This window comes from Microbacterium sp. LMI13-1-1.1 (assembly GCF_040815625.1).
Classification (GTDB): Bacteria; Actinomycetota; Actinomycetes; order Actinomycetales; family Microbacteriaceae; genus Microbacterium; species Microbacterium forte.
Genome location: NZ_JBFPNL010000001.1, coordinates 40,557 through 64,682, shown reverse-complemented (window position 1 = coordinate 64,682; position 24,126 = coordinate 40,557). Strand labels below are relative to the sequence as shown.

Here is a 24,126-nt window from a genome sequence, read left to right as displayed (position 1 = left end):
GCTCTTCTGCATCCCGCGTCGTCAGCTCTCGTCGACCGGCACCTTCACGACCTTGTTGAATCCGGTCACCGCCTGGTTCTCGTCGAACGCGACGACCTTCTTGCGGAATCCCCTCGTGATCACAGCGAGGTAGATCAGTCCGAGCGCCGTCCAGATCAGACCACCCGTCAGGGCGTCCGCGTGCAGGTTCGCCCACAGCAGTCCGGTGAGCAGCATGCCGATTCCCGGCATCACGATGTAGGAGAGGATGTCGCGCGGCGTGTGACGTCGACCCTTGCGGATCGCGAACCAGGCGATCACCGAGATGTTCACGAAGGTGAACGCGATCAGCGCGCCGTAGTTGATCCACGCCGCGATCAGCTCGAGCGTGAAGGGGATGGCGAGCAGTGAGATGGCGCCGACCAGCACGATGTTGAAGGTCGGCGTGTGCGTGCGGGGGTTGATGTAGCCGAAGGCCTTCTGCGGCAGCACGTTGTTGCGTCCCATCACGAGGAGCATGCGCGACACCGATGCGTGCGAGGCGAGCCCGGACGCCAGGGTCGCGCAGAAGCCCGCAGCCGTCAGCACGGCCATGAGCACGTTGCCGCCGACGAGGTTGCCGATGATCGGCAGGGTCGAGTCCTCGACGTACTGCATGTCGCCACCGGGAGCGAACTCGTTCCAGTCTGGGAACCGCAGCTGCGTCACGTACGCGGCCACGAGGAAGATCGCTCCGCCGAGCAGCACCGTGAGCAGGATCGCCTTCGGCATGATCTTCGGGTCCTTCGCCTCCTCGGCGTACATCGTCACGGCGTCGAAGCCGATGAACGAGAAGCAGACGATCGTGGCGCCCATGAGCACCGCGCTCATCGTCGCCCCGTCGTGGATGAACGGAGCTGCCGACGCGATCGTCCCCGCACCCTCGCCACGCATCAGCTGGGCGACGACCATGACGACGAACACGACCATCACGACGATCGAGAACACGAGCAGGATCATGTTCATGTTCGAGGTGCCGCGCATGGTCATGTAGATGATGCTCGTGACGAGGATGCAGTACAGCACCACCCAGATCCAGCCGGGGATGTCGGGGAACAGCGCCTCGAGGTAGCTGCGGATGATGAGGCAGTTGACCATCGGGAGAAGCACGTAGTCGATGAGCGAGGTCCAGCCGACCATGAAGCCGAGGTTCGGATGGATCGACTCGCGCACGTAGGTGTAGGCGGAACCGGCGCTCGGGATGGCACGGGAGATCTTGCCGTAGCTGATCGCCGTGAAGACCATCACGACGAGGGCGACGAGGTAGGCGGCGGGGACGACGTTGTCGGTGTCGCGAGCCACCATGCCGAAGGTGTCGAAGACGACGGTCGGCGTCATGTAGCCGAGACCGAGACCGACGATCGCCCAGAGACCGAGGTTGCGTCGCAGTCTTCCGCCGCCCTGCGCGAGCGGCTTCGTCTTGATGGGCGTGGCCATGAGTACTCCTTCGGGAACAGCGCATGGGTCGGACTTCGGGCGATCCGACGCTGACGCTCAGTATGTACCCGGGATATTCCTCAGCGGAAGAGCAGATCTGATTCGAAATACGCATTTAACATGCCGCGAACCGACTCGATTCGAAGATCCGCCCCCGATCACCACCCGTCGGTGAGCACTCGATCCAGCATCGCGATCACGTGGTCGGCGCTCTCGATCGTCAGACAGAGCGGAGGCTTGATCTTCAGCACGTTCGATCGCTCGGAGGTCGTGAGCACGATCACGCCCAACTCCCGCATCCGCTCGCAGATCGCTGCGGCCTCGGCATCCGCCGGCTCCATCGTCTCGCGATCGCGCACCAGCTCGACGCCGAGATAGAGCCCCTCGCCGTGCACGGGACCGATCAGCGGATGCCGCTCCGCGAGCGCACGAAGAGCGTCTGCCAGATGTCCACCGACCTCGAGGGCGTTGCGCTGCAGATCGTCCTCGACCATGGCGTCGAGCACGGCGAGGCCGACGCTGCTGCTGAGGGTGCTGCCACCCGCAGAGGAGAAGAACTGCCCCTGGCTGCTGAGCGCGTCGGCGATCCGCTTCGATGTGATCACGCCCCCGATGGGGAAGCCGTTGCCCATCGGCTTGGCGATCGTGACGATGTCGGGGACCACTCCGGACTGCTCGAACCCCCAGAAGGTCGATCCCATGCGACCGAAGCCCACCTGCACCTCGTCGGCGACGCAGAGGCCACCCCGCGCGCGCACGAGTTCGTAGGCGCCCGCCAGGTAGCCGTCGGGCAGGAGCACTCCCCCGGCGTTTCCGAGCACGGACTCGCACAGGAAGGCTGCGGGCTCTCGGGCGTCCGCGACGAGACCGTCGAGGTCTGCGGCGAGATCGGCGAGGTAGCGGCCGGCGGTGTCCTGTCCGCGGTAGGTACCGCGGAACGGGTTGGGCACGTCGGCGACGTGCACCCAGTCGGGCCGCGTCTCGAGAGCATGCGGGTTGTCGTAGGCGCTGGTCGTGACCGCATCGCTTGCCATCGTCCACCCGTGGTAGGCCTCTCGGAGCGCCACCACCGTGCGTCGTCCGGTGGCCGCCTGCGCCAGACGGATGCCGAGATCGACCGCCTCCGAGCCGCTGTTCACCAGCAGCACCGTGTCGAGACCGCTCCCCTCGGGCATCAGCGCGATCAGCCTCTCGCTGTACTCGGCGAGATCGCGGAACAGGAACCGCGAGTTGGTGGCGAGCGTCTTCAGCTGCCGGTTCGCGGCCGCCGCGACTCCGGGATGACCATGGCCGAGTCCCGCGACGTTGTTCACCATGTCGACATAGCTGCGACCGGTCGTGTCGACGAGATGGTGCCGCCAGCCGCGTTCGATCTGCGGCGGATGCTCGTAGTAGCGCTCCTGAGCGGTCGCGAAGATGCGCTCCCTGCGCTCGAGCTCCTGGGCGGCCTCGTCGTGCTGCGCGTGGGAGGGAAGCCCGAGCAGCGCAGCCGGGTCGGCGGTGAAGCGGCGCCACGCCGCGACGCGATCGGGTGCCACGAGATGCGCGGCGACTGACGTTTCGGGCCGCGGCGCCGGAAGCGGCGGAGCATCGGCTCGCCTGAGGCCGATGACGATCGTCCTGTTCGCGAACGATGCCGCGAGCCTGCCGATGCTCTCGCCCCGCTCGACGCGGCCGCTGCGGTTCGGCTCGAGGTCGGCGCCCCGGAGCTCGAGCACCCACCCGGTGTCGAGCGCGATGCGCACCCCACCCTCTGTGATCTTGAGCTCGCCCTCTGCCGGCGCGATCATCCGCGACGACGGCCCAGGGGCGACGTGCACTTCGGTCTCGATCGGCCAGGTGGCCGCAGCGCTCGCGGTGTCGACCGCCGTGCGAGTGAGCCGGAACACGCCGTACGGAACGACGGCAGCTCGAGCACCCCTCGCGTGGGCCTCGGCGACGAGGAGCGCCTCGGCGTCGGGATGCGCCCACCGGCCTGCGTCCAGCCCCTCAGCCTCGACACCGGGGTCGACCACGACGACGCGACCGTCGAGCTCCGGAAGAAGGGTCGACAGCTCGCGGCGTGCATCGTCAGCAGCGGCGAACGGCGAACGGCCGGGCTCAGGAGTCCCGGGCTCAGGAGTCTCGGGCTCGGTCTTCTCGGGCTCGGGAGCCTGCGCCACTGCTGCCTCGGGCTCTTGCGCCTCGGGCTCTTGCGCCTCGGGCTCCCGGGTCTCCGGCTCCGGCACCGCCGTGTGCGAGTCGGTCGGCGTCGGCGCCTCGAACTCCGGCGACTCGAACCCGAGGCGGGCGAGCACCAGCTCGGTCGCCTCGGCGAGCGGAACGGCAGTCGCGGCATCGAAGATGGCCTGCTCGCCCGCGATCCGCTCGCGGGCGTAGTCATTGTCGCCGTCGATCTCGAGCTGCCTCCAGCCGCTGGCGACGAGCAGTGCGGCTCGCAGCACGACCAGCGGCCATACCGCGAGCGCCTCGTCACGGGCGAGCGGTGCGTCGGCATGGAACGCGGCGACGGTGTCGAGAGCACGGAGCGGACGCTCGGGCTCGTGGTGCAGCATCGACGAGACGCATACGGCCAGTTCGGCGACCCGCCAGCCGAGCCCCAGATCGCCCAGGTCGAGCACGGTGAGCGGGTGCAGTCGGGAATCGTCACCGCGCGTCCCGGTGACGTTGTCGTCGGTGAGGTCGCCGTGGATCGGCTGAACCGGCAACGCAGCAGCCACGATCGACAGCGCCTTCTGCGCGTCGTCCGCGGCCGTGCGCACACGCGAGCGCAGCTCGGCATCCGTCACCGCCGGGGCGAGCACCTTGATCTGCTCGTACGCGACGCGCATGTCCCACATCTGGTCGCGCTCGAGCCCCGGGTGCGCGAGATCAGCGAGCGCGTTCACGGATGCCGCTGCCAGGGCTCCGAACTCGGCGAGCACGACGGGTGCCAGATAGCCCGCATCGACCACCGGCTCACCCGCGGCGAACTCACTGCGGCGCACGGCGAATCCCCGCCAGCGCTGCGTGAGCTGACCGTCGAGTCCGGGGAGCACGGCGGGAACCCGCACGCCGGCCGCGCGATAGGCGTCGAGCGCCGCATGCTGCGCGGCTCTCGCGTCGTCACCGAAGACGGGGTTGTCGACACGCAGCACGCTGCGCGATCCGTCCGGCTCGACCAGCACGAAGTTGCGGTCCTGATTGCTGCCGAGCTCGGTCGCCACCGCCTCGACTGCGTAGCATTCGCGAGCGATCAGCGCGGCGTCGTCCGTGCTGACGTCCGGTCGGACGAGCCCCGCGCCGTCACTCACCCGCGACCCGCCGCGCGGCCGTCGGCGTCGAGACGCACATCGTCGGCGTGCCGGGCCAGCGAGCTGCCGTAGCGCTCGGTGAGCTGCACCATGAGGTCGGGGGTGTCGCGGTCCACGCCGAAGACGTGCCCGGGGAAGTCGAGTTCGGGTTGCGCGGCAGAGATCTCCGCCTCTCGGTCCGGAGACAGGAGCTGCACGGGGTCTCCGACCGCGACCCAGCCGATCGGCACGACCGTCCCGGCCGGCAGCACGGCTCGTCGGTGCACGATGGCGTTCACCCGGACCTCGCATCGATCGCCCACCAGCGCACCGTTGAAGATCCGTGCGCCGGACGCGAAGAAGACCTCTTCGCCGACCGTCGCCCCCGCGATGCTCGCAAGGGTTCCGACGAGCGTGTGCGAACCGATGTGCACGGCATTCGCGGCCGTGGCCCTGATGAGCGCGTTCTCCATCACGATGACGTGCTCGCCGATCGTGATCGGCCCTCCTTCTGCGGTGATCACGGCGCCATGGAGCACCTGGCAGTCAGGGCCGATCGTCACGTCTCCGGAGATCACGGCGGTGGGAGCGACGACGGCGGTGTCATGGATCCGGGGCCGAGCCCCGAGGTGCTCGTACAACATGACGCCAGCGTAGCGCCGCCGCGGACGTGTCGAGAAGGCTGACCGAGCCTCCTGCTACGCTGACGCCCATGAAGTGCAGCTGACTCGATCCCTCCCCCGCCTCCGACCGCCGTTCGGCGTGCCCGGGGCTCCATCGATCGAAAGGCGCATCGCCATGCACTCCCACGACCTTCCCCTGTTCGGACGCACTGCTCTGGTGACCGGCGTCTCCCGCAGACGCGGCATCGGATTCGCGACCGCGACGACTCTCGCGTCCCTCGGCGCGAACGTGTTCTTCCACCACTTCCGCCCCCATGATCTCGACCACCCGTGGGGCGGGGACGACCTGGACGCGGTTCGCGCCGGCATCCACGACTCCCTCGCATCCGGGGCCGTGATGGGCGACGCCCAGGCGGATCTCCGCGACCCGGCCAGCATCGACCCTCTGCTCGACGCGGCGTCAGCGCTCTCGGGTCGGCTCGACATCGTCATCTGCAACCAGGCGATGAGCGGCGGCGACGGCACGATCTTCGACATGACCGCCGACCGACTCGACGCGCACTGGCAGGCCAACACCCGCGCCTCGCTGCTGCTCACAGCCGGGGTGGCGAATCGAGTACGCCGAGAACTCGGCGGCGCAGAGACTCCGGTCGGTCGTCCCGGCGACAGCATCCCGTCGCTCGGCCCCTTCGAGAAGCCGACCGCTCACGTCGTCTGGATGACCTCGGGTCAGGGGCACGGGGCGATGCGCGGCGAGATCTCGTACGCGACGAGCAAGGCCGCGCTCGCGGGGATCACCCGTTCGACTGCCGCCGAGCTGCTCGATGTCGGGATCGTGCTGAACACCGTCAATCCGGGTCCGGTGAACACGGGCTACCTCGATGCCGACACCACGGATCGCGATCTGTCGGGCGTCGAGGACTGGATCGCGGGCACACCGTTCGGCCGTGTCGGTCGCCCCGACGACCCTGCCCGCCTGATCGGCTGGCTGTGCACGGACGCCGGCTCGTGGGTGGTCGGTCAGGTGCTGACCACCGACGGCGGATTCTCGCTGTAACGGGTTCCCGTCACTCGACCTTCGCCGGCTCGGGGAAGATCGCCGTGAAGAGCTGGTCGACCCAGTCGAGCAGCTCGGCCGCCTGCAGCGGTTCGAGTCCCACTCCCACGGCGGCGGGCACTGTCGGCATCGGCACGACGAGCGCCTCGCCCCCGCCGACCAGCTTCGCCTTGGGGTACAGCCGCTGCAGGCGCACCTTGATCGAGTCCTCGAGTCGAGCCGGTGCGATGCGCAGGTTCGAGCCCATGACCACGACGTCGGAGAGTCCGGCTCTGGCTGCACGCCGGCGAAGGCGGGAGACCGCGATCAGGCCAGTGACCTCGTCGGGAGGGGTGCCGTAGCGGTCGGTGAGCTCGTCGATGACGAGATCGATCGCGTCGTCCTTCGCCGTCGCCGTCGACGCCGCTGACAGCTTCTGGTATGCCTCGAGACGAAGTCGCTCGCTGTCGATGTAGTACTCGGGGATGCGCGCGTCCAACGGCAGCTCGAGGCGCAGCTCCTGACCCGACTCGACGTCTTCGCCACGGAACGTCGCGACGGCCTCGCCGATCATCCGGAGGTAGAGGTCGAATCCGACCCCGGCGATGTGTCCGGCCTGTTCACCGCCGAGCAGGTTGCCGGCGCCTCGCAATTCGAGGTCTTTGAGCGCGACCTGCATTCCCGACCCCAGGTCGTTGTTGACGGCGATCGTCTGGAGGCGGTCGGCCGCCGTCTCGCTGAGAGGCTTCATCTCGTCGTAGAGGAAATACGCATAGGCGCGCTCGCGACCTCGACCGACACGTCCGCGCAGCTGGTGCAGCTGGCTGAGCCCGTACTTGTCGGCCCTGTCGATGATGATCGTGTTCGCGTTCGCGATGTCGAGACCCGTCTCGATGATCGTGGTCGAGACGAGCACGTCGAACTTGCGCTCCCAGAAGTCGTCGACGACCTGCTCGAGCGCGTGCTCGCCCATCTGACCGTGCGCCACGGCGATGCGCGCCTCGGGCACGAGCTCGGCGAGCTGCGCAGCGACGCGCTGGATCGACTGCACGCGGTTGTGCACGAAGAAGACCTGGCCCTCGCGCAGGATCTCTCGACGGATCGCCGCCGCCATCTGCTTGTCGCTGCGGGGTCCGACGAACGAGAGGATCGGATGCCGGTCCTCCGGCGGCGTCGCGAGCGTCGACATCTCGCGGATGCCCGTGACCGCCATCTCGAGCGTGCGCGGGATGGGCGTCGCGCTCATCGCGAGGATGTCGACATTCGTCTTCATCTTCTTGAGGGTGTCCTTGTGCTCGACGCCGAAGCGCTGCTCCTCGTCGATGATCATCAGGCCGAGGTCTTTGAACATGACCTGATCGGTGAGGATGCGGTGGGTGCCGATCACCATGTCGACGGTGCCGTCGAGCAGGCCGTCGAGAGTGAGACGCGCCTCCTTGTCGGTCTGGAAGCGCGACAGCGGACGCACCTTGACGGGGAATCCGGCGAAGCGCTCGGTGAACGTCTCGAGATGCTGCTTGACGAGCAACGTCGTCGGCACGAGCATCGCGACCTGCTTGCCGTCCTGGATCGCCTTGAACGCCGCGCGCACGGCGACCTCGGTCTTGCCGAAGCCGACGTCGCCCGACAGCAGCCTGTCCATCGGGATCGGCCGCTCCATGTCGGCCTTGATCTCATCGATGGTCTGCAGCTGATCGAGGGTCTCGGCGAACGGGAACGCCTCTTCGAGCTCGCGCTGCCAGGGCGTGTCCGGGCCGAACGCGTGACCCTTCGCGCTCATCCGCGCCGAATACAGCTTGACCAGCTCGACGGCGATGTCGCGCACGGCCTTGCGGGCCTTGCCCTTCGCCTGCGACCAGTCGCTGCCGCCCATCTTCGACAGGGTCGGCCCCTCGCCGCCGACGTACTTCGAGAGCAGGTCGAGCTGATCGGTGGGCACGTAGAGCTTGTCGCCGGGATAACCGCGCTTCGACGGGGCGTACTCGAGCACGAGATAGTCGCGCACGGACTTCGTCGCGTTGCGCCCGCCGGTCGACACCTCGCGCTGCGTCATCTCGACGAATCGGCCGATGCCGTGCGTGTTGTGCACGACGTAGTCGCCCTGCTTGAGCTGCAGCGGATCGACGACGTTCTTGCGACGCGACGCGAGCTTCTTGACGACGCGCTGGTCTCCGCCGATCGTGCGCCCGTAGAACTCGTTGTCGGTGAGGACGGCGAGCTTGGCCTCGGGGATCTGGAATCCGGCCTCGACCGAGCCGGTGACGAGAGTCGCGACGCCGGTGTCGGGCGCGTCGGTCAGCTCGGACACGGTGCGAGCGGCGATGCCCCGGTCGGACAGCACGTCGCGGGCACGGTCGACGAGGCCCGCTCCGGCGGCGATCACGACGACCCGCCAGCCGTCTGCGACCTTCGCCTCGACGAACGAGATCGCACCGTCGACGTTGCCGTGGAACGACGGGATGACCGAGGCGTCGATGGTCTCGGCGTCCTCGCCGCCCATCGAGAACGGGCTCAGTCGCCACCAGACGCCGCCGCGATCGCGGACGACCTCGCGCAGCCGGGCGATGGTGAGGAAGTCGCCGGCACCGAGATCGATGGGGGCCGACGCGCCGGAGGTCGCCGCGCTCCAGGCCGCGTCGAGGAACTCGCGGTTGGTCTCGCCCAGTGTGATCGCACGGGCGCTCGACCGCTCGGGGTCGACGACGGCCGTCGCGACGCCCTCGGGCAGGTACTCCGCGAGCGACTTCAGCGGACCGGAGACCGCCGGAAGAAGAGACTCCATGCCCTCGACCGGGATTCCCTCGGCCATCTTCTCGAGCATCCCCGCGATCGCCGGGAACCCGCCGATCAGCGCTCGCGCGCGATCGCGAACGTCAGGAGTCAGCAGCAGCTCGCGGCTCGGCGGCAGATCGACGCCGTCGACGTCGCCCGGGAGCGAGCGCTGATCAGCGACGGAGAACGAGCGGATCTGGTCGATCTCGTCGCCGAAGAACTCGACGCGGAACGGATGCTCCGAGATCGGGGGGAAAACATCGAGGATGCCGCCTCGGACGGCGAACTCGCCTCGGCGCGACACCATGTCGACGCGCGAATAGGCGCGCTCGACCAGCTGCTCGACGACGTGGTCGAGTTCGTGACCGCGGCTCGCGGTGCGCAGCTCGAGAGGTGCGATCTCACCGAGGTTGCCCGCGATCGGCTGGAGGGCGGCTCGCACGGAGGCCACGACGACGAGGGGGTGATCGCCCGACCATTCCGCGATGCGACGCAGGGTCTGCAGTCTCTGACCCACCGTGTCGGTGCTGGGGCTGAGTCGCTCGTGCGGCAGCGTCTCCCACGCGGGGAAAGTCACGACCTCGGCATCGGGGATGTACGCGGTGAGCGCGGCAGCGAGACTCTCGGCCCGCCTGCCCGTCGGGACGACGGTCAGGAGCGCGGCGGGATGCCCCGCTGCCCGGCGCTTCTCGAGCAGACCCGCGAGCGCCGGAGCGTCGAGTCCGTCGACCAGGCCGAGATCGGCATCGGTCTGGGCCCACGTCAGGGCGTCACGAAAAAGAGATGCCTCTTCCAAGGCGCGCAGAATCCCCGGCACAGTCACCGGACAAGCCTAGCCGCGGCCGCAGACACCGGCATCGGGATCGTCCCGGGCCCGCGCTGCGAGACCCGTAGGATGCCGGGATGGAACCGGTCACTCTCACCACCGAGCGCCTCGTCCTGCACGTGCCGGACGAGTCTGACATCGACGCGATCACCGCGGCCTGTCAGGATCCGGAGATCCCTCGATGGACCACCGTGCCGAGCCCGTACACGCGCGAGCACGGCGAAGGGTACGTCCGCCTGATCGGCGAGTGGTGGGCCGATGGCAGTCAGGCGATCTGGTGCGCCTATCGCGACGACGAGCTGGTGGCCTCGATCGGACTGCACCGCATCGTCGAGCACTCGACCGGCGGGGACGCCGAGATCGGCTACTGGGTCACGGCATCCGCCCGCGGCAACGGCTACCTCGTCGAGGCTGCGCGCGCCGTCGTCGACTGGGCGTTCGACGAGCTCGGCCTCGCCCGCCTCGGCTGGCGTGCGGTCGCGGGCAACGTCCCGTCGGCCCGAGCCGCCCGCGCCCTCGGGTTCCGGTATGAGGGTCTGGGGCGACAAGCGCTCACGAGCGACCGCGGGCGTGATGACGGATGGTTCGGCGGGCTCCTCGCGACCGACGATCGCACCCCGGTGGACTGGCCGATCCTCTGAGGAAGCGCCCTAGCCGCGTGTCCGACGTCGGTGGCAGGATGAGCGCATGCCTGAGATGCCGGAGGTCCAGGGCCTGACAGCCTTTCTCGCCGAACGCACGGTGGGGCGCACGATCGTCCGGACGAGCGTGGGCGCGATCGCTGCTCTGAAGACCTACGACCCGCCCAACACGGCTCTGCACGGGGCAGAGATCACCGCAGCATCTCGCCGAGGCAAGTTCATCGTGCTCTCGTGCGGCGACGACCTGCACCTCGTGTTCCATCTCGCCAAGGCAGGCTGGCTGCGGTGGTACGAGACACTGCCGACGACGCTCATCAAGCCCGGCAAGTCACCCATCGCCGTGCGGGTGGGCCTCGACGACGAGAGCGGCTTCGACCTCACCGAGGCGGGCACGAAGAAGTCGCTCGCCGTCTATGTCGTGCGCGACCCGGAAGAGGTGCCCGGCATCGCCCGCCTCGGCCCGGATCCACTCGAGGAGACCTTCACGCGTGATGTGTTCGCCGGGCTGCTCGACGGCCGGCGGACGCAGATCAAAGGGCTGCTGCGCGACCAGAGCGTGATCGCCGGGATCGGCAACGCCTACTCCGACGAGATCCTGCACGCCGCGCGCATGTCGCCGTACGCGATCGCCGCCACGCTGAGCGGCGACGAGATCGATCGGCTGTACGCCGCCATGCGGACGACGCTGACGGATGCCGTGGCCGAGGCCTCCGGCAAGCCGCCGGCCGACCTCAAAGACGCGAAGCGCCGGGGTATGCAGGTGCACGCCCGTCGCGGCGAGGCGTGTCCGGTGTGCGGCGACACCGTGCGCAGCGTCTTCTTCGCCGACCGCTCGATGGAGTACTGCCCGACCTGCCAGACCGGGGGCAAGCCGCTCGCCGATCGCCGCCTGTCGCGGCTGCTCAAGTAGCACTTCGACGCGGAATGAAACGCAGTCGGATGTGTTGAGTACACTCAGAGCATCAACGTGCTCCGGGGTCGGTGAGAATCCGAACCGGCGGTGACAGTCCGCGAGCGTCTCGGTTCTCCGAGATGCCGATCCGGTGGAATTCCGGGACCGACGGTGGTGCGAGGCCCAGCCTCGCTAGTCCGGAAGGGAGGCAGCACGGTGCGCCGCCGCGCGCGCGTTCTGCCGACGTCTCCTCCCGAGGAGAATCCCCGGAGCCTCAGAGAGGACCACGGATGGCAGTGAACGAGGCGGAACGGCGGGCGATGACCCGTGCGCTCGAGCTCGCGACGCTCGGCCCACGGGGCGTGAACCCTCAGGTCGGCGCCGTCATCCTCTCCCCCGAGGGCGAGATCATCGCCGAAGGCTGGCACCACGGCGCAGGCACGCCGCACGCCGAGGTCGATGCGCTCTCGAAGCTCGCACCCGGCGCGGCCGACGGCGCGACCGCTGTCGTCACCCTCGAACCCTGCAACCACACCGGGCGAACCGGCCCGTGCGCCGTCGCGCTCATCGACGCGGGCGTCTCGCGCGTCGTCTACGCACTCGACGACCCGGGCGAGGTCTCGGGCGGCGGCGGCGAGCGTCTCCGCGCCGCGGGGGTGAGCGTCGACTCGGGCGAACAGGCCGATGCCGCGCACGCGATCATCGGGGACTGGCTCACCGCTCAGCGTCTGGGGCGCCCGCACGTCACGGTGAAGTGGGCCCAGTCCCTCGACGGTCGGGCTGCGGCATCCGACGGCAGCAGCCAGTGGATCACCGGACCGCAGGCCAGGGCCGATGTTCATCGACGTCGAGCCGCTGCGGATGCGATCGTCGTCGGAACCGGCACCGTGCTCTCTGACGACCCCTCGCTGACGGCCCGCGACGGCGACCTGCTCTACGACCGGCAGCCGATCCCGGTCGTGATCGGCTCGCGCTCGACCCCCGACGACGCGTCGATCCGTCGGCACCCGAAGACACCGCTCTTCTTCGACACGCACGACCTGAGCGCCGTGCTCGCCGACCTGCATTCACGCGGCGTCCAGAGCCTGTTCGTCGAAGGGGGTCCGACCCTGGCGAGCGCGTTCATCGCAGCCGGACTCGCCGACCGCGTGCTCGCCTACGTCGCTCCCGTGCTGCTCGGCGGCGATCGACTGGCGCTCACCGACATCGGCGTCGACACCATCGACGCCGCCCGACGCCTGACGATCGAGGAGTGGCTGCCCCTCGGTGCAGACCTGCTCGCCGTCGCACACCCCGTGCTCACCACTGAAGAAGGAGCCGCCTGATGTTCACCGGAATCATCGAGGAGATCGGCGAGATCACCGCGATCGCGCCCGCCGGAGACGGGTGGCGTCTGACGGTCAGGGCCCCCAGAGCTGTGTCCGACGCCGTGCACGGCGAATCCATCGCGGTCTCCGGCGTCTGCCTCACGGTCGTCGATTCGACAGCCGACACGTTCGACGCCGACGTGATGAAGCAGACCCTCGACGTCGCCGCCCTCGGCGGAGCGACCGTCGGCACTCGCGTGAACATCGAGAAGGCGATGCCGGTCGGCGCCCGCCTCGGCGGCCACATCGTGCAGGGTCACGTCGACGGTGTCGGCAGCGTGCTCGAGGTGCGCCCCGGCGAGCAGTGGAGCGTGCTGCGCATCTCGCTGCCAGACGACCTCGCGCCGCTCGTCGTCGACAAGGGCTCCATCTCGGTCGACGGCACCTCGCTCACGGTGAGCGCGGTCAGCCCCGTCGACGTCGATGTCCACTGGTTCGAGATCTCGCTCATTCCCGAGACTCTCGCCGCCACCACCCTCGGCTCGCGTGCGGTCGGCGACCGCGTGAACCTCGAGACCGACATCCTCGCCCGGCACGTCGAACGTCTGCTGGCGTTCAGGGCAGCACCGGAAGGAGGCTCGCGATGAGCCTTTCCACCATCCCCGAGGCCCTCGAGGCCCTCCGCGCCGGGCGACCGGTCCTCGTCGCAGACGACGAGAACCGTGAGAACGAGGGCGACGTCATCCTCTCGGCAGAGCTCGCCACGCCCGAATGGGTCGCCTGGACGGTTCGCTGGTCATCCGGCTTCATCTGCGCGCCGATGCCCGCCGACCTCGCCGACAACCTCAACCTGCAGCCGATGGTCGCGGCATCCGAGGACGCACGCTCGACCGCCTACACGGTGAGCGTCGACGCAGCAGAGGGCGTGACCACCGGCATCAGCGCTCACGACCGCGCCCACACGCTGAACGTCCTGGCGAACCCCGAGTCGACCGCGACGAGCATCATCCGCCCCGGACATGTGCTTCCTCTCCGCGCGGTCGACGGCGGCGTGCGCGAGCGCAGCGGTCACACCGAGGCCGCTGTCGACCTGATGAAGCTCGCGGGTCTGCGCCCGGTCGGCGCGATCGCCGAGGTCGTCGCCGAGGACGGCAGCATGATGCGGCTTCCCGGGCTCATCGAGCTGGGTGCGCGCGACGGCGTGCCGGTCATCACGATCGAGCAGCTCATCGCGCATCTCAACGAGACCGACCCCACCGGCTGGTCTCCCGAACGAGCCAGCAGGCGAGTGAGCCTGCGCGCGGATGCGACCGTGCCCACCACGCACGGCACGTTCCGCTTCCTGGCGTACAAAGACAGGGTGACCGGCACCGATCACATCGCCGTCGTGTCGGGCGAGCTGAGCGAGACCGCTCTCGTGCGGGTGCACTCGGAGTGCCTGACGGGCGAGGCGTTCGGGTCGCTCAAGTGCGAATGCGGCCCCCAGCTCGACGCCGCTCTCGACGCGATCGAGCAGGATGGCGGCGTCGTCATCTACATGCGGGGCCATGAGGGCCGGGGCATCGGGCTGATCAACAAGCTCCGCGCGTACAGCCTGCAGGAGGAGGGCCTCGACACGGTCGACGCGAACCTCGCGCTGGGGCTCCCGGCCGACGCCCGCGACTATGCGGCTGCGGCGGGAATCCTCGCCGACCTCGGTGTGTCGAAGGTGCGCCTGCTGACGAACAACACCGACAAGGTGAACCAGCTGCGCGGCCTCGGGCTCGATGTCGTCGAGCAGGTGCCGCTGATCGTCGGCGTCGGACCCAACAACCACCAGTACCTCGAGACCAAGCGTGACCGGATGGGTCACATCATCGGAGAGGCGGAGCTCGCAGAGGCTCTTGCCGACGGACGGAAGGACGACGCATGAGCGGCGCAGGAGCACCCAAGACCGAGAAGATCGACGGACGCGGACTGAAGGTCGTCATCGTCGCCGGCACGTGGCATGACGTGATCACCGACGGCCTGATCGCCGGTGCGCAGCGCGTCCTCGACGAGGCCGACGCCGCATACCGGCTCGTGCGCGTGCCGGGATCGTTCGAGCTCGCTCTCGCCGCGCAGGCCGCGTTCGCGGGCGGGGCGGACGCCGTCGTCGCCCTCGGCGTGATCATCCGCGGCGGAACCCCGCACTTCGAGTACGTCTCGGCCGCGACGACCGACGGACTGACCCGCGTCTCGCTCGATGCGGGCAAGCCCGTCGGCTTCGGCGTGCTGACGCTCGACGACGAGAAGCAGGGCCTCGACCGCGCGGGTCTCGAGGGCTCGAAGGAGGACAAGGGCGCGGAGGCTGCGGATGCCGCGCTGCGCACCGCGCTCCTCGTGCGCGCACTGCGGGGCTGAGAGGTCAGCCTGCCCTTGCTGGCGCGCGCACCCCGCGTGCTCCTAGCGTGAGGATATGGAGACTCTGCGTCACGTCGTTCTGTTCGTCCACCTGATCGGCTTCGCCGTGCTCTTCGGCGCCTGGGCGGTGCAGGCCTTCGGCGGCAAGCGCGAGTTCACCCGTCTGATGAGCATCGGCATGACGATCGCCGCGGTCGCGGGCCTCGCACTCGCAGCACCGTGGGGTCTCCCCGAGGGCGTCGAGATGAACTACGCCAAGATCGGCACGAAGCTCGTCGTGCTCCTCGTGATCGGTGCGCTCCTCGGCATCGGCACCTCGAAGCAGCGCAAGTCCGGATCCGTGCCCGTCGCGATGTTCTGGCTCGTCGGCATCCTGACGGCGCTCAACGCAGGCATCGCGGTCATCTGGCGCTGAACCGCGGATCACTCGGTTACGAGCGCAGCGGTACTCGCACGTCTGCGCCCGCTTCCTCGGTCAGCCGCTCCCCCATCTGCGCGAACGTCGGCTGCGCGATGAACCCACCGGCGAACAGCGCCTGTCCCTGAGCGAATCCCTGGGCCCGGCGGATGTCGTCCTCCCCGACGAAGCCGAACACGTCCGCCAGTTCGGCGATGTCCCGCGGGGCGTTCACGCGCATGAGGCCGAGGTTGTCGCACTGCGAGAGCACGTTGGGGTGGATCTTGGTCGGGCGCTGCGTCGACAGGAAGAGCCAGAGGCCGAACTTGCGTCCCTCGGCCGCGATCTGAACGAGCCTCTCGGTGACAGCCTTCTCGACGGCGGTGCGCGGCTCGGGTGAGCAGAGGTTGTGCGCCTCGTCGATCACGATGAGGAGCGGCCGACGGCTCTCTCGCTGCATCCACAGCGCCTCGAGCACGGCGAGCGCCGCCACCTTCGGCTCCGCAGGGTGGTCGAATCCCCCGAGGTCGAGGACGGTGGCGCGCGGCCGCTCATCGATCACATCGACGACGGACCCGGCTCCTCTCGACCAGAGGTCCCACTCGAGCACCTGCAGGTTCTCCATGCGATTCGCGAGCCGGATATGCGCCGGGTCTCCGGTCGCGCGGAACTGTCTCAGCATGTCGTCGGCGTCGAAGTCCGTGGTGCTGACGGGCCAGTGGAGCAGAACGTTGTACTCCTCCGCATCGGCGATCGGGTCGATCTGCAGAACCGCGGCCTTGGCGGCCGGAGACAGATCGATGTATCGGGCGTGCAGCTTGTCGCCCTCTCCGTGACCCGATCGGAACACGCGGATGTCGGTCTGCGCGATGGCGGCCGCATGCTCGGTCGAAGCGCCTGCTCTCGTCTCCGCCAGCCTCACGAAGTCGGCATTCGGATCGAGGATGAGCATCGGCAGTTCGGTGTGCAGCAGGAGCTGCTCGAGCACGACGCCGAGCGCGTATGTCTTGCCGCTGCCGCTCTGGCCGCACCAGAACGTATGTCGGTTGAAGCGGCGTGCGTCCAGCTGCACAGACGTTCCCGCATCATCCGTCATCGTGCCTATGGTCAGTTCGGTCATGCCCGGCCTCCAGCCCTCTTCGGCCTCCAGCTTGCCTCGGACTCTCGACAGGATCATCACACTTCTCGGGTGACGCGGCTCGTCGGAAGCGGAGTCAGGATGTGCGGCATGACGGACCGACTGCCACTCACCGCCGTGTTGCGACACCCGCTCGCGAGCGCCGGGTCGCGCGAATCCGCGGCGCTGCTCGTCGGCGCGGCCACGCTGATCATCGGATCCGGCGTCGCGCTGCTGGCTTTCTGGGGACGCACGATGCCGATCTCCGGCCCCGGTTCGATCGGCCAGTTCGCCGCCATCGGCTCGGCGATCACTGCGATCGTGGTGTTCGTCGCAGCGCGTTCGCTCGCCCGCGTCCGGCCCGCAGAGGGCACCTCTCGCGGGAGTATGCGGTGGTTCGACATCGCGGCTCTGGCGCTCGCCCACGGCATCATCGCCCTCCTCGGATGGATCGCGATCGCCGACATCGTGGAACGCAGCTTCGTGGGTGCCGAGGTCTTCACCTTCGCCGGCGCCGTGCTCGCCGGTGCCGCGATGGCGTGCACCGCCTACATGGTCGCTCTGTCAGCGGCGAACATGAGACCCGGAACCCTCTCGGTGCTCCTCATGCTGTTCCTCGTCGTGGGCGCCTTCGCGAGCATGCTGAGCGCATCGGACGAGCAGTGGTGGAAGCTGCACCTCAGCAGTCTCGGAGTGACGGACGACGTGTCCGCTCTCACCTTCAACGTCACCCTGATCATCGCGGGCGTCATCGTGACCACCGTCGCCCACTTCGGAACCGCATCGATCCCTGCACATTCCGACCGCGCCGCGCGGGGGCGGCGCGTCGTCCGGCTCGAGCTGACCGCCATGGGGGTGCTGCTCGCCGGTGTGGGGCTCTTCCCCGTCGACAGGTTCCTCGCGCTGCACAACCTGTGCGCCACCGGCATGGTGGTGGTGTTCATCGCGATGGTCATCGGGCTGCGCCGCACGGTTCCGGGAACCGCCCAGGTGTTCCTGACCCTGGGCTACGTGTTCGTGGCGTGCATCGTCGTGCTCGCCGTCTTCTTCGCCACCGGGTACTACAACCTCACGGCTGTCGAGCTCGTCGCCTTCCTGATCATCTTCACGTGGCTGCTGCTGTTCCTCCGGAACACCGAAGGGGCCACCGAGGCGGTCGACTGAGCCTGCAGATGCAGAGCGGTCGACGGGCGTCCTGCGCCCGTCGACCGCTCCCCGGATCGGCTAGGACGCGAGCGCCTTCGCCTTGAGCGTCTCGAACTCGGCCTGGGTGATCACACCCGAGTCGAGCAGACCTCGTGCCTTCGTGATGTCGTCGGCCGGCGAAGACCCCGCGGTCTCCCGGATGTAGGCGGTCTGAGCCGCATGCAGTTCGGCGATCTGCTCGCCGCGACGCTGCGCCATGCCCTGCCCGCGGGCGATGAGGTACACGAGTGATGTCAGGAACGGGAGGAAGACGAGGAAGATGATCCACACCGCCTTCAGCCACCCGTTGAGAGAGCTGTCTCGGAAGATGTCTCCGATGATCGTGAAGACGACCATGAGGTAGGAGATGAAGACGAAGGACCAGAAGAACCAGGCCACGAGATCCCAGATGGACATGCGCGATCCCTTTCGATCGGAGGTGGTGAGTACCAGCTCCGAAGCTAGCCAGGCGCGGATGCGCCCGCGTCACCCTGCCCGGGTGACCCGGCGTCCGGTGCGGGGACGGGATTCACCGAGATGACCTCGATGTGGAGATCGTCGAAGGCCCCCAGAAGGCCCAGCAGCCGCGGCTGGTCATCGACCGGTCCGAGGATGCTCGTCAGTCCCCCAGGACGGGCCTGCACCGTGAAGCCGTCCAGCGCCTGTGCGAGCTGAGGGCTCATCCGCCCGCGGACGAGCACTTCGAAGACCCGGGTCATGGGGCAGCCTCCCTGGGGTGCACGGGCAACGTGGACGCGCGAACGCGACGGTCCCATGATGGACGCGCGGATCACGGCCGTCCTCATCCTCTGCGGATGATCTGAAGTGGCTGTGGATGATGAGACGCCTCCCTGCCATACTGACAGCGGATTCGCCGATGACTGCCATACCTCCCCCGCCGGCTCACGCCGTCGAGCGTCCACGATTGCGTAGCCGACTCGACGCGGCGCTGAACGCGCCCCTCAGCGTGGTCGTCGCCCCGGCCGGGTCCGGCAAGACGGTGCTGCTGTCGCAGTGGGCGGCATCGCACCCCGACGTGCGTGTCATCTGGATCGGGCTTGAGCCGGCGGACAGCGATCCACGCCGTCTTCTCGACCATCTGCTGAGCGCGGTGCTGCCTCCCGGCCATAGGACGACGGATCTCGGACGACCGCACGCAGTCACCGCGCGAGCCTTCGGGCGCCCCGTCCTCGAGTCTCTTGTCGGAGTCTTCCGCGAGCATCCCCCGGTCGTGCTCGTGCTCGACGACCTGCAGCACCTCGCCGGGTCGCCGCTGCTGCCCGACCTCTGGTGGCTCGCCGACAACGTTCCCGAGCACACCCACCTCATCTTCTCGTCACGTATCGACTACGGCCTCGGCTGGGGGCGTCACCGGCTGAGCCACTCGCTGATCGAGCTGCGACAGAGCGACCTTGCGCTCGATGAGGCCGCGAGTGCGACGCTGCTCGAACGGATCATCGGCGCTCCCGTCAGCCCCCGCACTCTCGCAGCGATCATGGAGCGCACCGAGGGGTGGGCCGCCGGAGTGGTGCTGACCGGTCTAGGTCTGCGCAGCGAAGCCGATCCCGAGCAGTTCGCGAGGGAGCTGCGCGGCACCGATCGCCTCATCTCCGAGTATCTGAGCGAACAGGCTCTGGCCCAGCAGCCTCCCGAGCGCCGATCGCTGCTGTTGCGGCTGTCGGTCCTCGACCGGATGTCCGCAGAACTCGTCGAGTCGATCCTGTCCGTCGACGACGCGACGTCGCTCTTCGAGGAGCTCGAGAGAGAGTCGATGTTCCTCGTCGCCCTCGATCGGGATCGGGAGTGGTTCCGCTTCCACCCGATGTTCCGAGAACTCCTGCGCTACCGCTTGAAGGCCGAGCGCCCCGGAGCGGCGACCGAGATCCTCACGGCCGCGGCCGACTGGCATCTCGCGCGGGGCGATGCGTCGTCGGCCATCGCCTACCTCCTCGAAGCCGGATCGTGGGAGCGCGCGGCGGCCGTCATCTCCGGACGCGGCCGCGAGATGCTCGAACGCAACGACACCGTGTCGGTCAGCCGGTGGCTGGATGCGCTGCCGGGAGAGTTCCGTGCGACCCGTCCTGACGTCGAGATCCTGCGCGGGATGCTGATGATGATGAACGGGGATGCGGCCAGAGCCGAGGACGTGCTGCGCGAACAGGCCGATCGGCCGACCCTCGCACCGGGCCGATCGGCGATCATCCACACCTATCTCGCCGCGCGGGTGCAGTTCCGGCCTGATCCCCGCGTCGCACTGCAGGCCGCCGAATCGGCGGTGACGCTGCTCGGCGAGAATCCGGATCTGCGCCCGCCCGAGCTGCTGGGCCTCACGCACCCGCACCTGCTGCGCACGAGTTCGCTGACCTCGGCGGGCCGCGCGCTCTTCCTCTCCGGCGATCTCGGCGCCGCGCGACGACGATTCGACGAGGCGCTGGCCGAGCCAGGGGCCCAGTACAGCCTGTACCGCATCCATCTTCTCGGCTCGCTCGCGCTGCTGGAGGCGTGGGCCGGACGTCTGCGTCTTGCCGCGGCGATCTCGGAGGAGGCACTGGATCTCGCCGCCGAGACCCGCCTGCTCGCACATCCGTCACCGGCAGACGCCTTCCTGGCCGCGGCGCTCGCAGCGATCGAGCGGGGCACCCCGTCCGCGTCCGCCACACCCCTGCACGAGGGCGCACTCCGCGCCGCCGCGAACCACCGCACTCAGCTCATGTGGATCGCGCACCTCACGAGGGTTCTCAGCGAGGGAGACGTCGTCGACCCGGTCGATCATGTTCCGTCGACGCCGCCGCCGATCGTCGCGGCGGCGCTCGAGGCCGAGCAGGCTCGCACACTGCGCCTCGCACATGCGTCGAACGGTGGATTGCGTCATCCGTCGGCAGGACGCTGGTCTCCTCTGGTGTTCGAGGCGATCGCCACCGCACTCACCCGCAACCGTCCCGACCTCGCTCGCGCCCACCTCGATGCGGTCTCCCCGGAGCCGCCTGAGTCGGTGCCTCTCGCCGGCGTGGAGCAGCGCATCCTCCGCTCGTGGCTCGACGCCCGCGAGCGCGGCACCGGCGCGGGCGCCGACGCCATGCACCGGGCCCTCGAGCTGGCCTCACAGCACGATCTGGTCGCCGTCTTCGTGCGAGCCGGCCCCGAGGTCATGCGTCTGATCGCCGACCTCCCCGGCACCTCGACGCCGTTCCGCGCCAGCGTGCTGGAACGGGCGAGCCTGCTCCGTCGCGCCCGCTCATCCTCGCCCGAGCTGGCCGAGCAGCTCACGGATCGCGAACTCGAGATACTCGCGTACCTGCCGACCCGGATGACCAACATCGAGCTCGCGGCCCGCTGCTACGTGTCGCCCAACACCATCAAGACCCACATGGCTCACATCTACCGAAAGCTCGCGGTCCCCAACCGCAACTCCGCCGTCGCGCGCGCCCAGGATCTCGGACTGATCTGACGACGCGGTATATCGCCCTGAAAGGGTGACGCGGCCGTGCGCCCTGCGCCCGAGAGTGGCACCGTGAGCGATGCGAGCGTGCCCGAGGAGTCACCCCCTCAGCTTCGGCGCGCGACTCGTGGGGCGCGACCGCGCAGCATCCAGATCACCGTGACCCGCCCTCTGCTGTTCGGCTTCGCGCTGGTCCTGGGCGGTCTCGGCGCGTTCGTCCTCGGCGTCGCCGCGAGTTCGGGCGCCACGATCCTCATCTACATCGCCATCGCCATCTTCGTCGCGCTCGGCCTCGACCCGGTGATCCGCTGGCTGGAAGCGCATCGGGTGTCGCGAACGCGCGGACTGCTCATCGTCTCGGGCGGGTTCCTCGTCTTCCTCGCCGTCGTGATCGGGCTCATCCTCCCGCCCGCCCTGGTGCAGCTGGGCGAGTTCGCCCGCTCCATCCCCGCGGCCATCGCGGACTTCCGCACCTCCGAGGCGTACACAGCCTTCGAGGCGCAGGTCGGAGACGTCCTCGGAACCGCACTCGATCAGATCGCGGCGTTCTTCGCGGATCCTGGCAACCTCCTCGCCGTCGGAGGCGGGGTGCTCGCCGTGGGGTTCGGTGTGGGCAACGCCGTCTCCGGCGTGATCATCGTCGTCGTCCTCACGCTGTACTTCCTCGCCTCGCTGTCGTCGATCAAGTCCGCGTTCTACTCGCTCGCACCCGCACGTGATCGCGCGAGACTCCGATCGCTCACGGAGCAGATCACCGACTCGGTGGGCGGATACCTCATCGGGATGGTCGTGCTCGCCGCCTGCAATGCGGTGTTCGCGACCCTCCTGCATCTGATCCTGGGACTCCCGGCCCCGGCTTTCATGGGGCTGGCCGCCTTCCTGATCACCCTGATACCCCTCATCGGTCCGGTCACGTACTGGATCTTCGCCTCGGTCGTCGCGCTGCTCACGGATCCCCTGCTCGCGCTGATCTTCTCGGTGCTGTATCTGATCTACATGCAGTTCGAGGCATATCTGCTGACTCCGCGGATCATGAACAGGGCGATAGCGGTGCCGGGATCGCTCGTCATCATCGGGGCGCTCGTCGGCGGGGCCCTGCTCGGTCTGCTCGGCGCTCTGGTGTCGATCCCGATCACCGCAGCGATCCTGCTGGTCATCACGCAGGTCCACATCCCGCGTCAGAACGCGAAAGTCTGAGGAAGGAGAACCCCCATGGCATGGTCCACGGTCCAGGAGCTGCAGCGGCGCCTCGCTGCCCTCGAAGCCGAGAACAGCGCGCTCCGCGGCGGCATCCCGGCGGTCTCCCCCGCCCCGACGCCCGGTCCGGTCGAGTCGCGCCGCCGATCCCGCGGGTGGGGACGCACCCTTTCGGCGACCGTCCTCATCGTGCTGGGTGCGCTCATCGCACCCGTCGCCCTGGTGGCCGCCTGGGGCAACGTGCAGCTCACCGACACCGACCGGTTCGTCGCGAGCTACTCCGTGCTCGCGAGCGATCCTGCGGTGCAGTCCGCGGTCACCGATCAGGTGGTCGAGGCGATCGAGGGGCAGGTGGACATACCGACCCTCACCACGGACGTGATCGACGGCGTCATCGAGCTCGGCACCGGCCCCGCGGCGACTCGTGCGCTGGAGCTGCTCAAGGGCCCAGCCGCACAGGGACTCCAATCGCTCGTGGGCACCGTGGTCGAGCGCTTCGTCGAGTCCGAGGCGTTCGCGAACGTCTGGGCATCCGCGCTTCGCATCAGCCACTCGCAGGTGGTGTCCGCGCTGCAGAACGATCCCGATGCGGCCATCGCACTCGGGTCCGACGGCACGATCGGGATCCAGCTGGCGCCGATCATCGACGCCGCGAAGGACGTGCTCGTCGACCAGGGCGTCGGGTTCGCGGCATCGATCCCGACGGTCGATCGCACCATCACCGTCGCACACGTCGACTCCCTCGCCTCCGTCCAGCTCGCCTACGAGCTGGTGGTGGCGGCCGGGCTGTGGCTGCCCTGGGTGGCGATCCTCTTCCTCGCCGCCGGGGTGGTCGTCGCGCGACGACGCTCGGTCGCGCTGGTGACCGCGGCACTCTCCCTCGGTCTCGTGATGCTGATCGTGCTCGCAGGCCTCGCCGTCGGCAGGGTGTTCTTCGACGCAGCCCTGCGCAGCAACGGCATCCCCGCGGATGCCGGCGGCGCGATCTACGAACTGGTCGGCGGCGCCATGCGCGACACCGCCGTGGCCGTGCTCGTGCTCGCGCTCGTCACGGCCGTGGTCGCGTGGTTCGCCGGCCCCTCCGACGTTCCTCGACGACTTCGAGCCGTCGTCCACGGTGGCGCCGCCTCGCTACGCGGCACCCTGGAGCGGCGCGGCCTGAGCACCGGGCGCGTCGGCGCGTGGCTGTACTCGCGACGCTCTCTTTTGAGGGGCGTGATCATCGTGGCGGGTGCGGCGGTCGTGTTGCTCGTGCGGCCGCTCAGCCCCGCGCTCGTGCTGTGGACACTGGCGCTGTCGCTCCTCGCCGTCCTGATACTGGAGGTGGTCGAACGTCCGCCGTCCGCTGATGCCGATGCCGATGCCGATGCCGATGCCGATGTCGTGCCGTCCGAGGACGACGCGCTCCACGACGTCGCGGGTGAGAAGGCGGCCCTCGCCCCCGCCGACCCCCTTGGTCCGGCCAGCTCATGACCCGGCCGGCTGAGGTCGCGAAGCCGTTCGCAGAGCGACGCGAGAAAGGACGCGCCGCTCGATCGCGGGTGCCTCGGGCGCATCTCGGTGCGTGGTCACCGGCCCCGGACCG

The 24,126-nt window shown here is 68.9% G+C and carries 19 protein-coding genes and 1 riboswitch; of the genes, 12 read left to right on the top strand and 7 right to left on the bottom strand.

Going from position 1 to position 24,126, the window contains the following annotated elements; translation table 11 throughout:
- Positions 1-21: 21 nt before the first annotated feature.
- The 3 genes from MRBLMI13_RS00285 to MRBLMI13_RS00275 all read right to left on the bottom strand — a co-directional run bounded on the left by MRBLMI13_RS00285 (position 22) and on the right by MRBLMI13_RS00275 (position 5,371).
- Positions 22-1,455: an APC family permease gene (locus MRBLMI13_RS00285; RefSeq protein WP_367821237.1), complete on the bottom strand. Its 1,434-nt coding sequence runs from the start codon at positions 1,453-1,455 to the stop codon at positions 22-24.
- Between the two features lie 158 nt (positions 1,456-1,613).
- Positions 1,614-4,748 (bottom strand): aminotransferase class III-fold pyridoxal phosphate-dependent enzyme, encoded by a 3,135-nt coding sequence (locus MRBLMI13_RS00280; RefSeq protein ID WP_367821239.1) that lies wholly within the window; start codon positions 4,746-4,748, stop codon positions 1,614-1,616.
- Entirely contained in the window at positions 4,745-5,371 is a 627-nt protein-coding gene (locus MRBLMI13_RS00275) for a gamma carbonic anhydrase family protein (RefSeq protein ID WP_140036551.1), read from the bottom strand. Before MRBLMI13_RS00275 ends, MRBLMI13_RS00280 begins: the two co-directional genes overlap by 4 nt.
- Before the next feature lie 154 nt (positions 5,372-5,525).
- Between MRBLMI13_RS00275 and MRBLMI13_RS00270 the strand changes: the two genes are divergently transcribed.
- On the top strand, positions 5,526-6,407 hold the full coding sequence (locus MRBLMI13_RS00270; RefSeq protein WP_367821241.1) for an SDR family oxidoreductase: 882 nt from the start codon (positions 5,526-5,528) through the stop codon (positions 6,405-6,407).
- Positions 6,408-6,417: 10 nt separating this feature from the next.
- On the opposite strand, the gene mfd is transcribed toward MRBLMI13_RS00270, so the two are convergent.
- Positions 6,418-9,981 (bottom strand): transcription-repair coupling factor, encoded by a 3,564-nt coding sequence (mfd, locus tag MRBLMI13_RS00265; protein ID WP_367821243.1) that lies wholly within the window; start codon positions 9,979-9,981, stop codon positions 6,418-6,420.
- An 80-nt stretch (positions 9,982-10,061) separates the two neighbouring features.
- Here mfd and MRBLMI13_RS00260 point away from each other — a divergent pair, with 80 nt between their 5' ends.
- The 7 genes from MRBLMI13_RS00260 to MRBLMI13_RS00230 all read left to right on the top strand — a co-directional run bounded on the left by MRBLMI13_RS00260 (position 10,062) and on the right by MRBLMI13_RS00230 (position 15,621).
- Positions 10,062-10,625, top strand: a complete 564-nt coding sequence (locus tag MRBLMI13_RS00260) for a GNAT family N-acetyltransferase (protein WP_056376032.1) — start codon at positions 10,062-10,064, stop codon at positions 10,623-10,625.
- A 46-nt stretch (positions 10,626-10,671) separates the two neighbouring features.
- On the top strand, positions 10,672-11,535 hold the full coding sequence (locus MRBLMI13_RS00255) for an Fpg/Nei family DNA glycosylase (RefSeq protein ID WP_079112483.1): 864 nt from the start codon (positions 10,672-10,674) through the stop codon (positions 11,533-11,535).
- A gap of 54 nt (positions 11,536-11,589) precedes the next feature.
- Positions 11,590-11,735: riboswitch (FMN riboswitch) on the top strand.
- A 72-nt stretch (positions 11,736-11,807) separates the two neighbouring features.
- A complete protein-coding gene (gene ribD, locus MRBLMI13_RS00250) occupies positions 11,808-12,842 on the top strand; it encodes a bifunctional diaminohydroxyphosphoribosylaminopyrimidine deaminase/5-amino-6-(5-phosphoribosylamino)uracil reductase RibD (RefSeq protein ID WP_367821246.1) in 1,035 nt (344 codons plus the stop codon).
- On the top strand, positions 12,842-13,471 hold the full coding sequence (locus tag MRBLMI13_RS00245) for a riboflavin synthase (protein WP_042542089.1): 630 nt from the start codon (positions 12,842-12,844) through the stop codon (positions 13,469-13,471). Before ribD ends, MRBLMI13_RS00245 begins: the two co-directional genes overlap by 1 nt.
- On the top strand, positions 13,468-14,736 hold the full coding sequence (locus MRBLMI13_RS00240; RefSeq protein ID WP_042542090.1) for a bifunctional 3,4-dihydroxy-2-butanone-4-phosphate synthase/GTP cyclohydrolase II: 1,269 nt from the start codon (positions 13,468-13,470) through the stop codon (positions 14,734-14,736). Before MRBLMI13_RS00245 ends, MRBLMI13_RS00240 begins: the two co-directional genes overlap by 4 nt.
- Positions 14,733-15,206 carry a 6,7-dimethyl-8-ribityllumazine synthase gene (ribH, locus tag MRBLMI13_RS00235; protein WP_056376023.1) on the top strand — a complete coding sequence of 158 codons (474 nt, stop codon included), beginning with the start codon at positions 14,733-14,735 and terminating at the stop codon, positions 15,204-15,206. The genes MRBLMI13_RS00240 and ribH overlap by 4 nt, the downstream gene beginning before the upstream one ends.
- Positions 15,207-15,261: 55 nt before the next feature.
- Entirely contained in the window at positions 15,262-15,621 is a 360-nt protein-coding gene (locus MRBLMI13_RS00230) for a Fe-S protein (protein WP_079112480.1), read from the top strand.
- Positions 15,622-15,637: 16 nt separating this feature from the next.
- Here MRBLMI13_RS00230 and MRBLMI13_RS00225 read toward each other — a convergent pair whose 3' ends face one another.
- A complete protein-coding gene (locus tag MRBLMI13_RS00225) occupies positions 15,638-16,723 on the bottom strand; it encodes an ATP-binding protein (protein WP_367821249.1) in 1,086 nt (361 codons plus the stop codon).
- 108 nt (positions 16,724-16,831) lie between these two features.
- On the opposite strand from MRBLMI13_RS00225, the gene MRBLMI13_RS00220 reads away from it, so the two are divergent.
- Positions 16,832-17,884 carry a DUF998 domain-containing protein gene (locus MRBLMI13_RS00220; protein WP_367821251.1) on the top strand — a complete coding sequence of 351 codons (1,053 nt, stop codon included), beginning with the start codon at positions 16,832-16,834 and terminating at the stop codon, positions 17,882-17,884.
- A gap of 60 nt (positions 17,885-17,944) precedes the next feature.
- Here MRBLMI13_RS00220 and MRBLMI13_RS00215 read toward each other — a convergent pair whose 3' ends face one another.
- Together MRBLMI13_RS00215 and MRBLMI13_RS00210 are read right to left on the bottom strand one after the other, a co-directional pair.
- Entirely contained in the window at positions 17,945-18,322 is a 378-nt protein-coding gene (locus tag MRBLMI13_RS00215; protein WP_367821252.1) for an SHOCT domain-containing protein, read from the bottom strand.
- Positions 18,323-18,366: 44 nt separating this feature from the next.
- Complete coding sequence (locus MRBLMI13_RS00210; protein ID WP_367821254.1) at positions 18,367-18,624, bottom strand: hypothetical protein; 258 nt, start codon at positions 18,622-18,624, stop codon at positions 18,367-18,369.
- A gap of 206 nt (positions 18,625-18,830) precedes the next feature.
- On the opposite strand from MRBLMI13_RS00210, the gene MRBLMI13_RS00205 reads away from it, so the two are divergent.
- The 3 genes from MRBLMI13_RS00205 (at position 18,831) to MRBLMI13_RS00195 (ending at position 24,014) form a co-directional block, all read left to right on the top strand.
- The gene (locus MRBLMI13_RS00205) at positions 18,831-21,353 is read left to right on the top strand and encodes a LuxR C-terminal-related transcriptional regulator (protein WP_367821256.1); all 2,523 of its coding nucleotides are present in this window, start codon (positions 18,831-18,833) and stop codon (positions 21,351-21,353) included.
- A 63-nt stretch (positions 21,354-21,416) separates the two neighbouring features.
- Positions 21,417-22,541: an AI-2E family transporter gene (locus tag MRBLMI13_RS00200; RefSeq protein WP_367821258.1), complete on the top strand. Its 1,125-nt coding sequence runs from the start codon at positions 21,417-21,419 to the stop codon at positions 22,539-22,541.
- Positions 22,542-22,556: 15 nt separating this feature from the next.
- A complete protein-coding gene (locus MRBLMI13_RS00195) occupies positions 22,557-24,014 on the top strand; it encodes a hypothetical protein (protein ID WP_367821260.1) in 1,458 nt (485 codons plus the stop codon).
- The last annotated feature ends 112 nt before the right edge of the window (positions 24,015-24,126 follow it).

Bases quoted from the DNA above. Each gene is read 5' to 3' on its own strand.
- MRBLMI13_RS00245 (WP_042542089.1), top strand. From the start codon at position 12,842: ATGTTCACCGGAATCATCGAGGAGATCGGCGAGATCACCGCGATCGCG.
- MRBLMI13_RS00275 (WP_140036551.1), bottom strand. From the start codon at position 5,371: ATGTTGTACGAGCACCTCGGGGCTCGGCCCCGGATCCATGACACCGCC.
- MRBLMI13_RS00255 (WP_079112483.1), top strand. From the start codon at position 10,672: ATGCCTGAGATGCCGGAGGTCCAGGGCCTGACAGCCTTTCTCGCCGAA.
- MRBLMI13_RS00270 (WP_367821241.1), top strand. From the start codon at position 5,526: ATGCACTCCCACGACCTTCCCCTGTTCGGACGCACTGCTCTGGTGACC.
- MRBLMI13_RS00215 (WP_367821252.1), bottom strand. From the start codon at position 18,322: ATGTCCATCTGGGATCTCGTGGCCTGGTTCTTCTGGTCCTTCGTCTTC.
- ribD (WP_367821246.1), top strand. From the start codon at position 11,808: ATGGCAGTGAACGAGGCGGAACGGCGGGCGATGACCCGTGCGCTCGAG.
- MRBLMI13_RS00230 (WP_079112480.1), top strand. From the start codon at position 15,262: ATGGAGACTCTGCGTCACGTCGTTCTGTTCGTCCACCTGATCGGCTTC.
- MRBLMI13_RS00195 (WP_367821260.1), top strand. From the start codon at position 22,557: ATGGCATGGTCCACGGTCCAGGAGCTGCAGCGGCGCCTCGCTGCCCTC.
- MRBLMI13_RS00285 (WP_367821237.1), bottom strand. From the start codon at position 1,455: ATGGCCACGCCCATCAAGACGAAGCCGCTCGCGCAGGGCGGCGGAAGA.
- ribH (WP_056376023.1), top strand. From the start codon at position 14,733: ATGAGCGGCGCAGGAGCACCCAAGACCGAGAAGATCGACGGACGCGGA.
- MRBLMI13_RS00225 (WP_367821249.1), bottom strand. From the start codon at position 16,723: ATGACCGAACTGACCATAGGCACGATGACGGATGATGCGGGAACGTCT.
- MRBLMI13_RS00210 (WP_367821254.1), bottom strand. From the start codon at position 18,624: ATGACCCGGGTCTTCGAAGTGCTCGTCCGCGGGCGGATGAGCCCTCAG.
- MRBLMI13_RS00240 (WP_042542090.1), top strand. From the start codon at position 13,468: ATGAGCCTTTCCACCATCCCCGAGGCCCTCGAGGCCCTCCGCGCCGGG.
- MRBLMI13_RS00260 (WP_056376032.1), top strand. From the start codon at position 10,062: ATGGAACCGGTCACTCTCACCACCGAGCGCCTCGTCCTGCACGTGCCG.
- MRBLMI13_RS00220 (WP_367821251.1), top strand. From the start codon at position 16,832: ATGACGGACCGACTGCCACTCACCGCCGTGTTGCGACACCCGCTCGCG.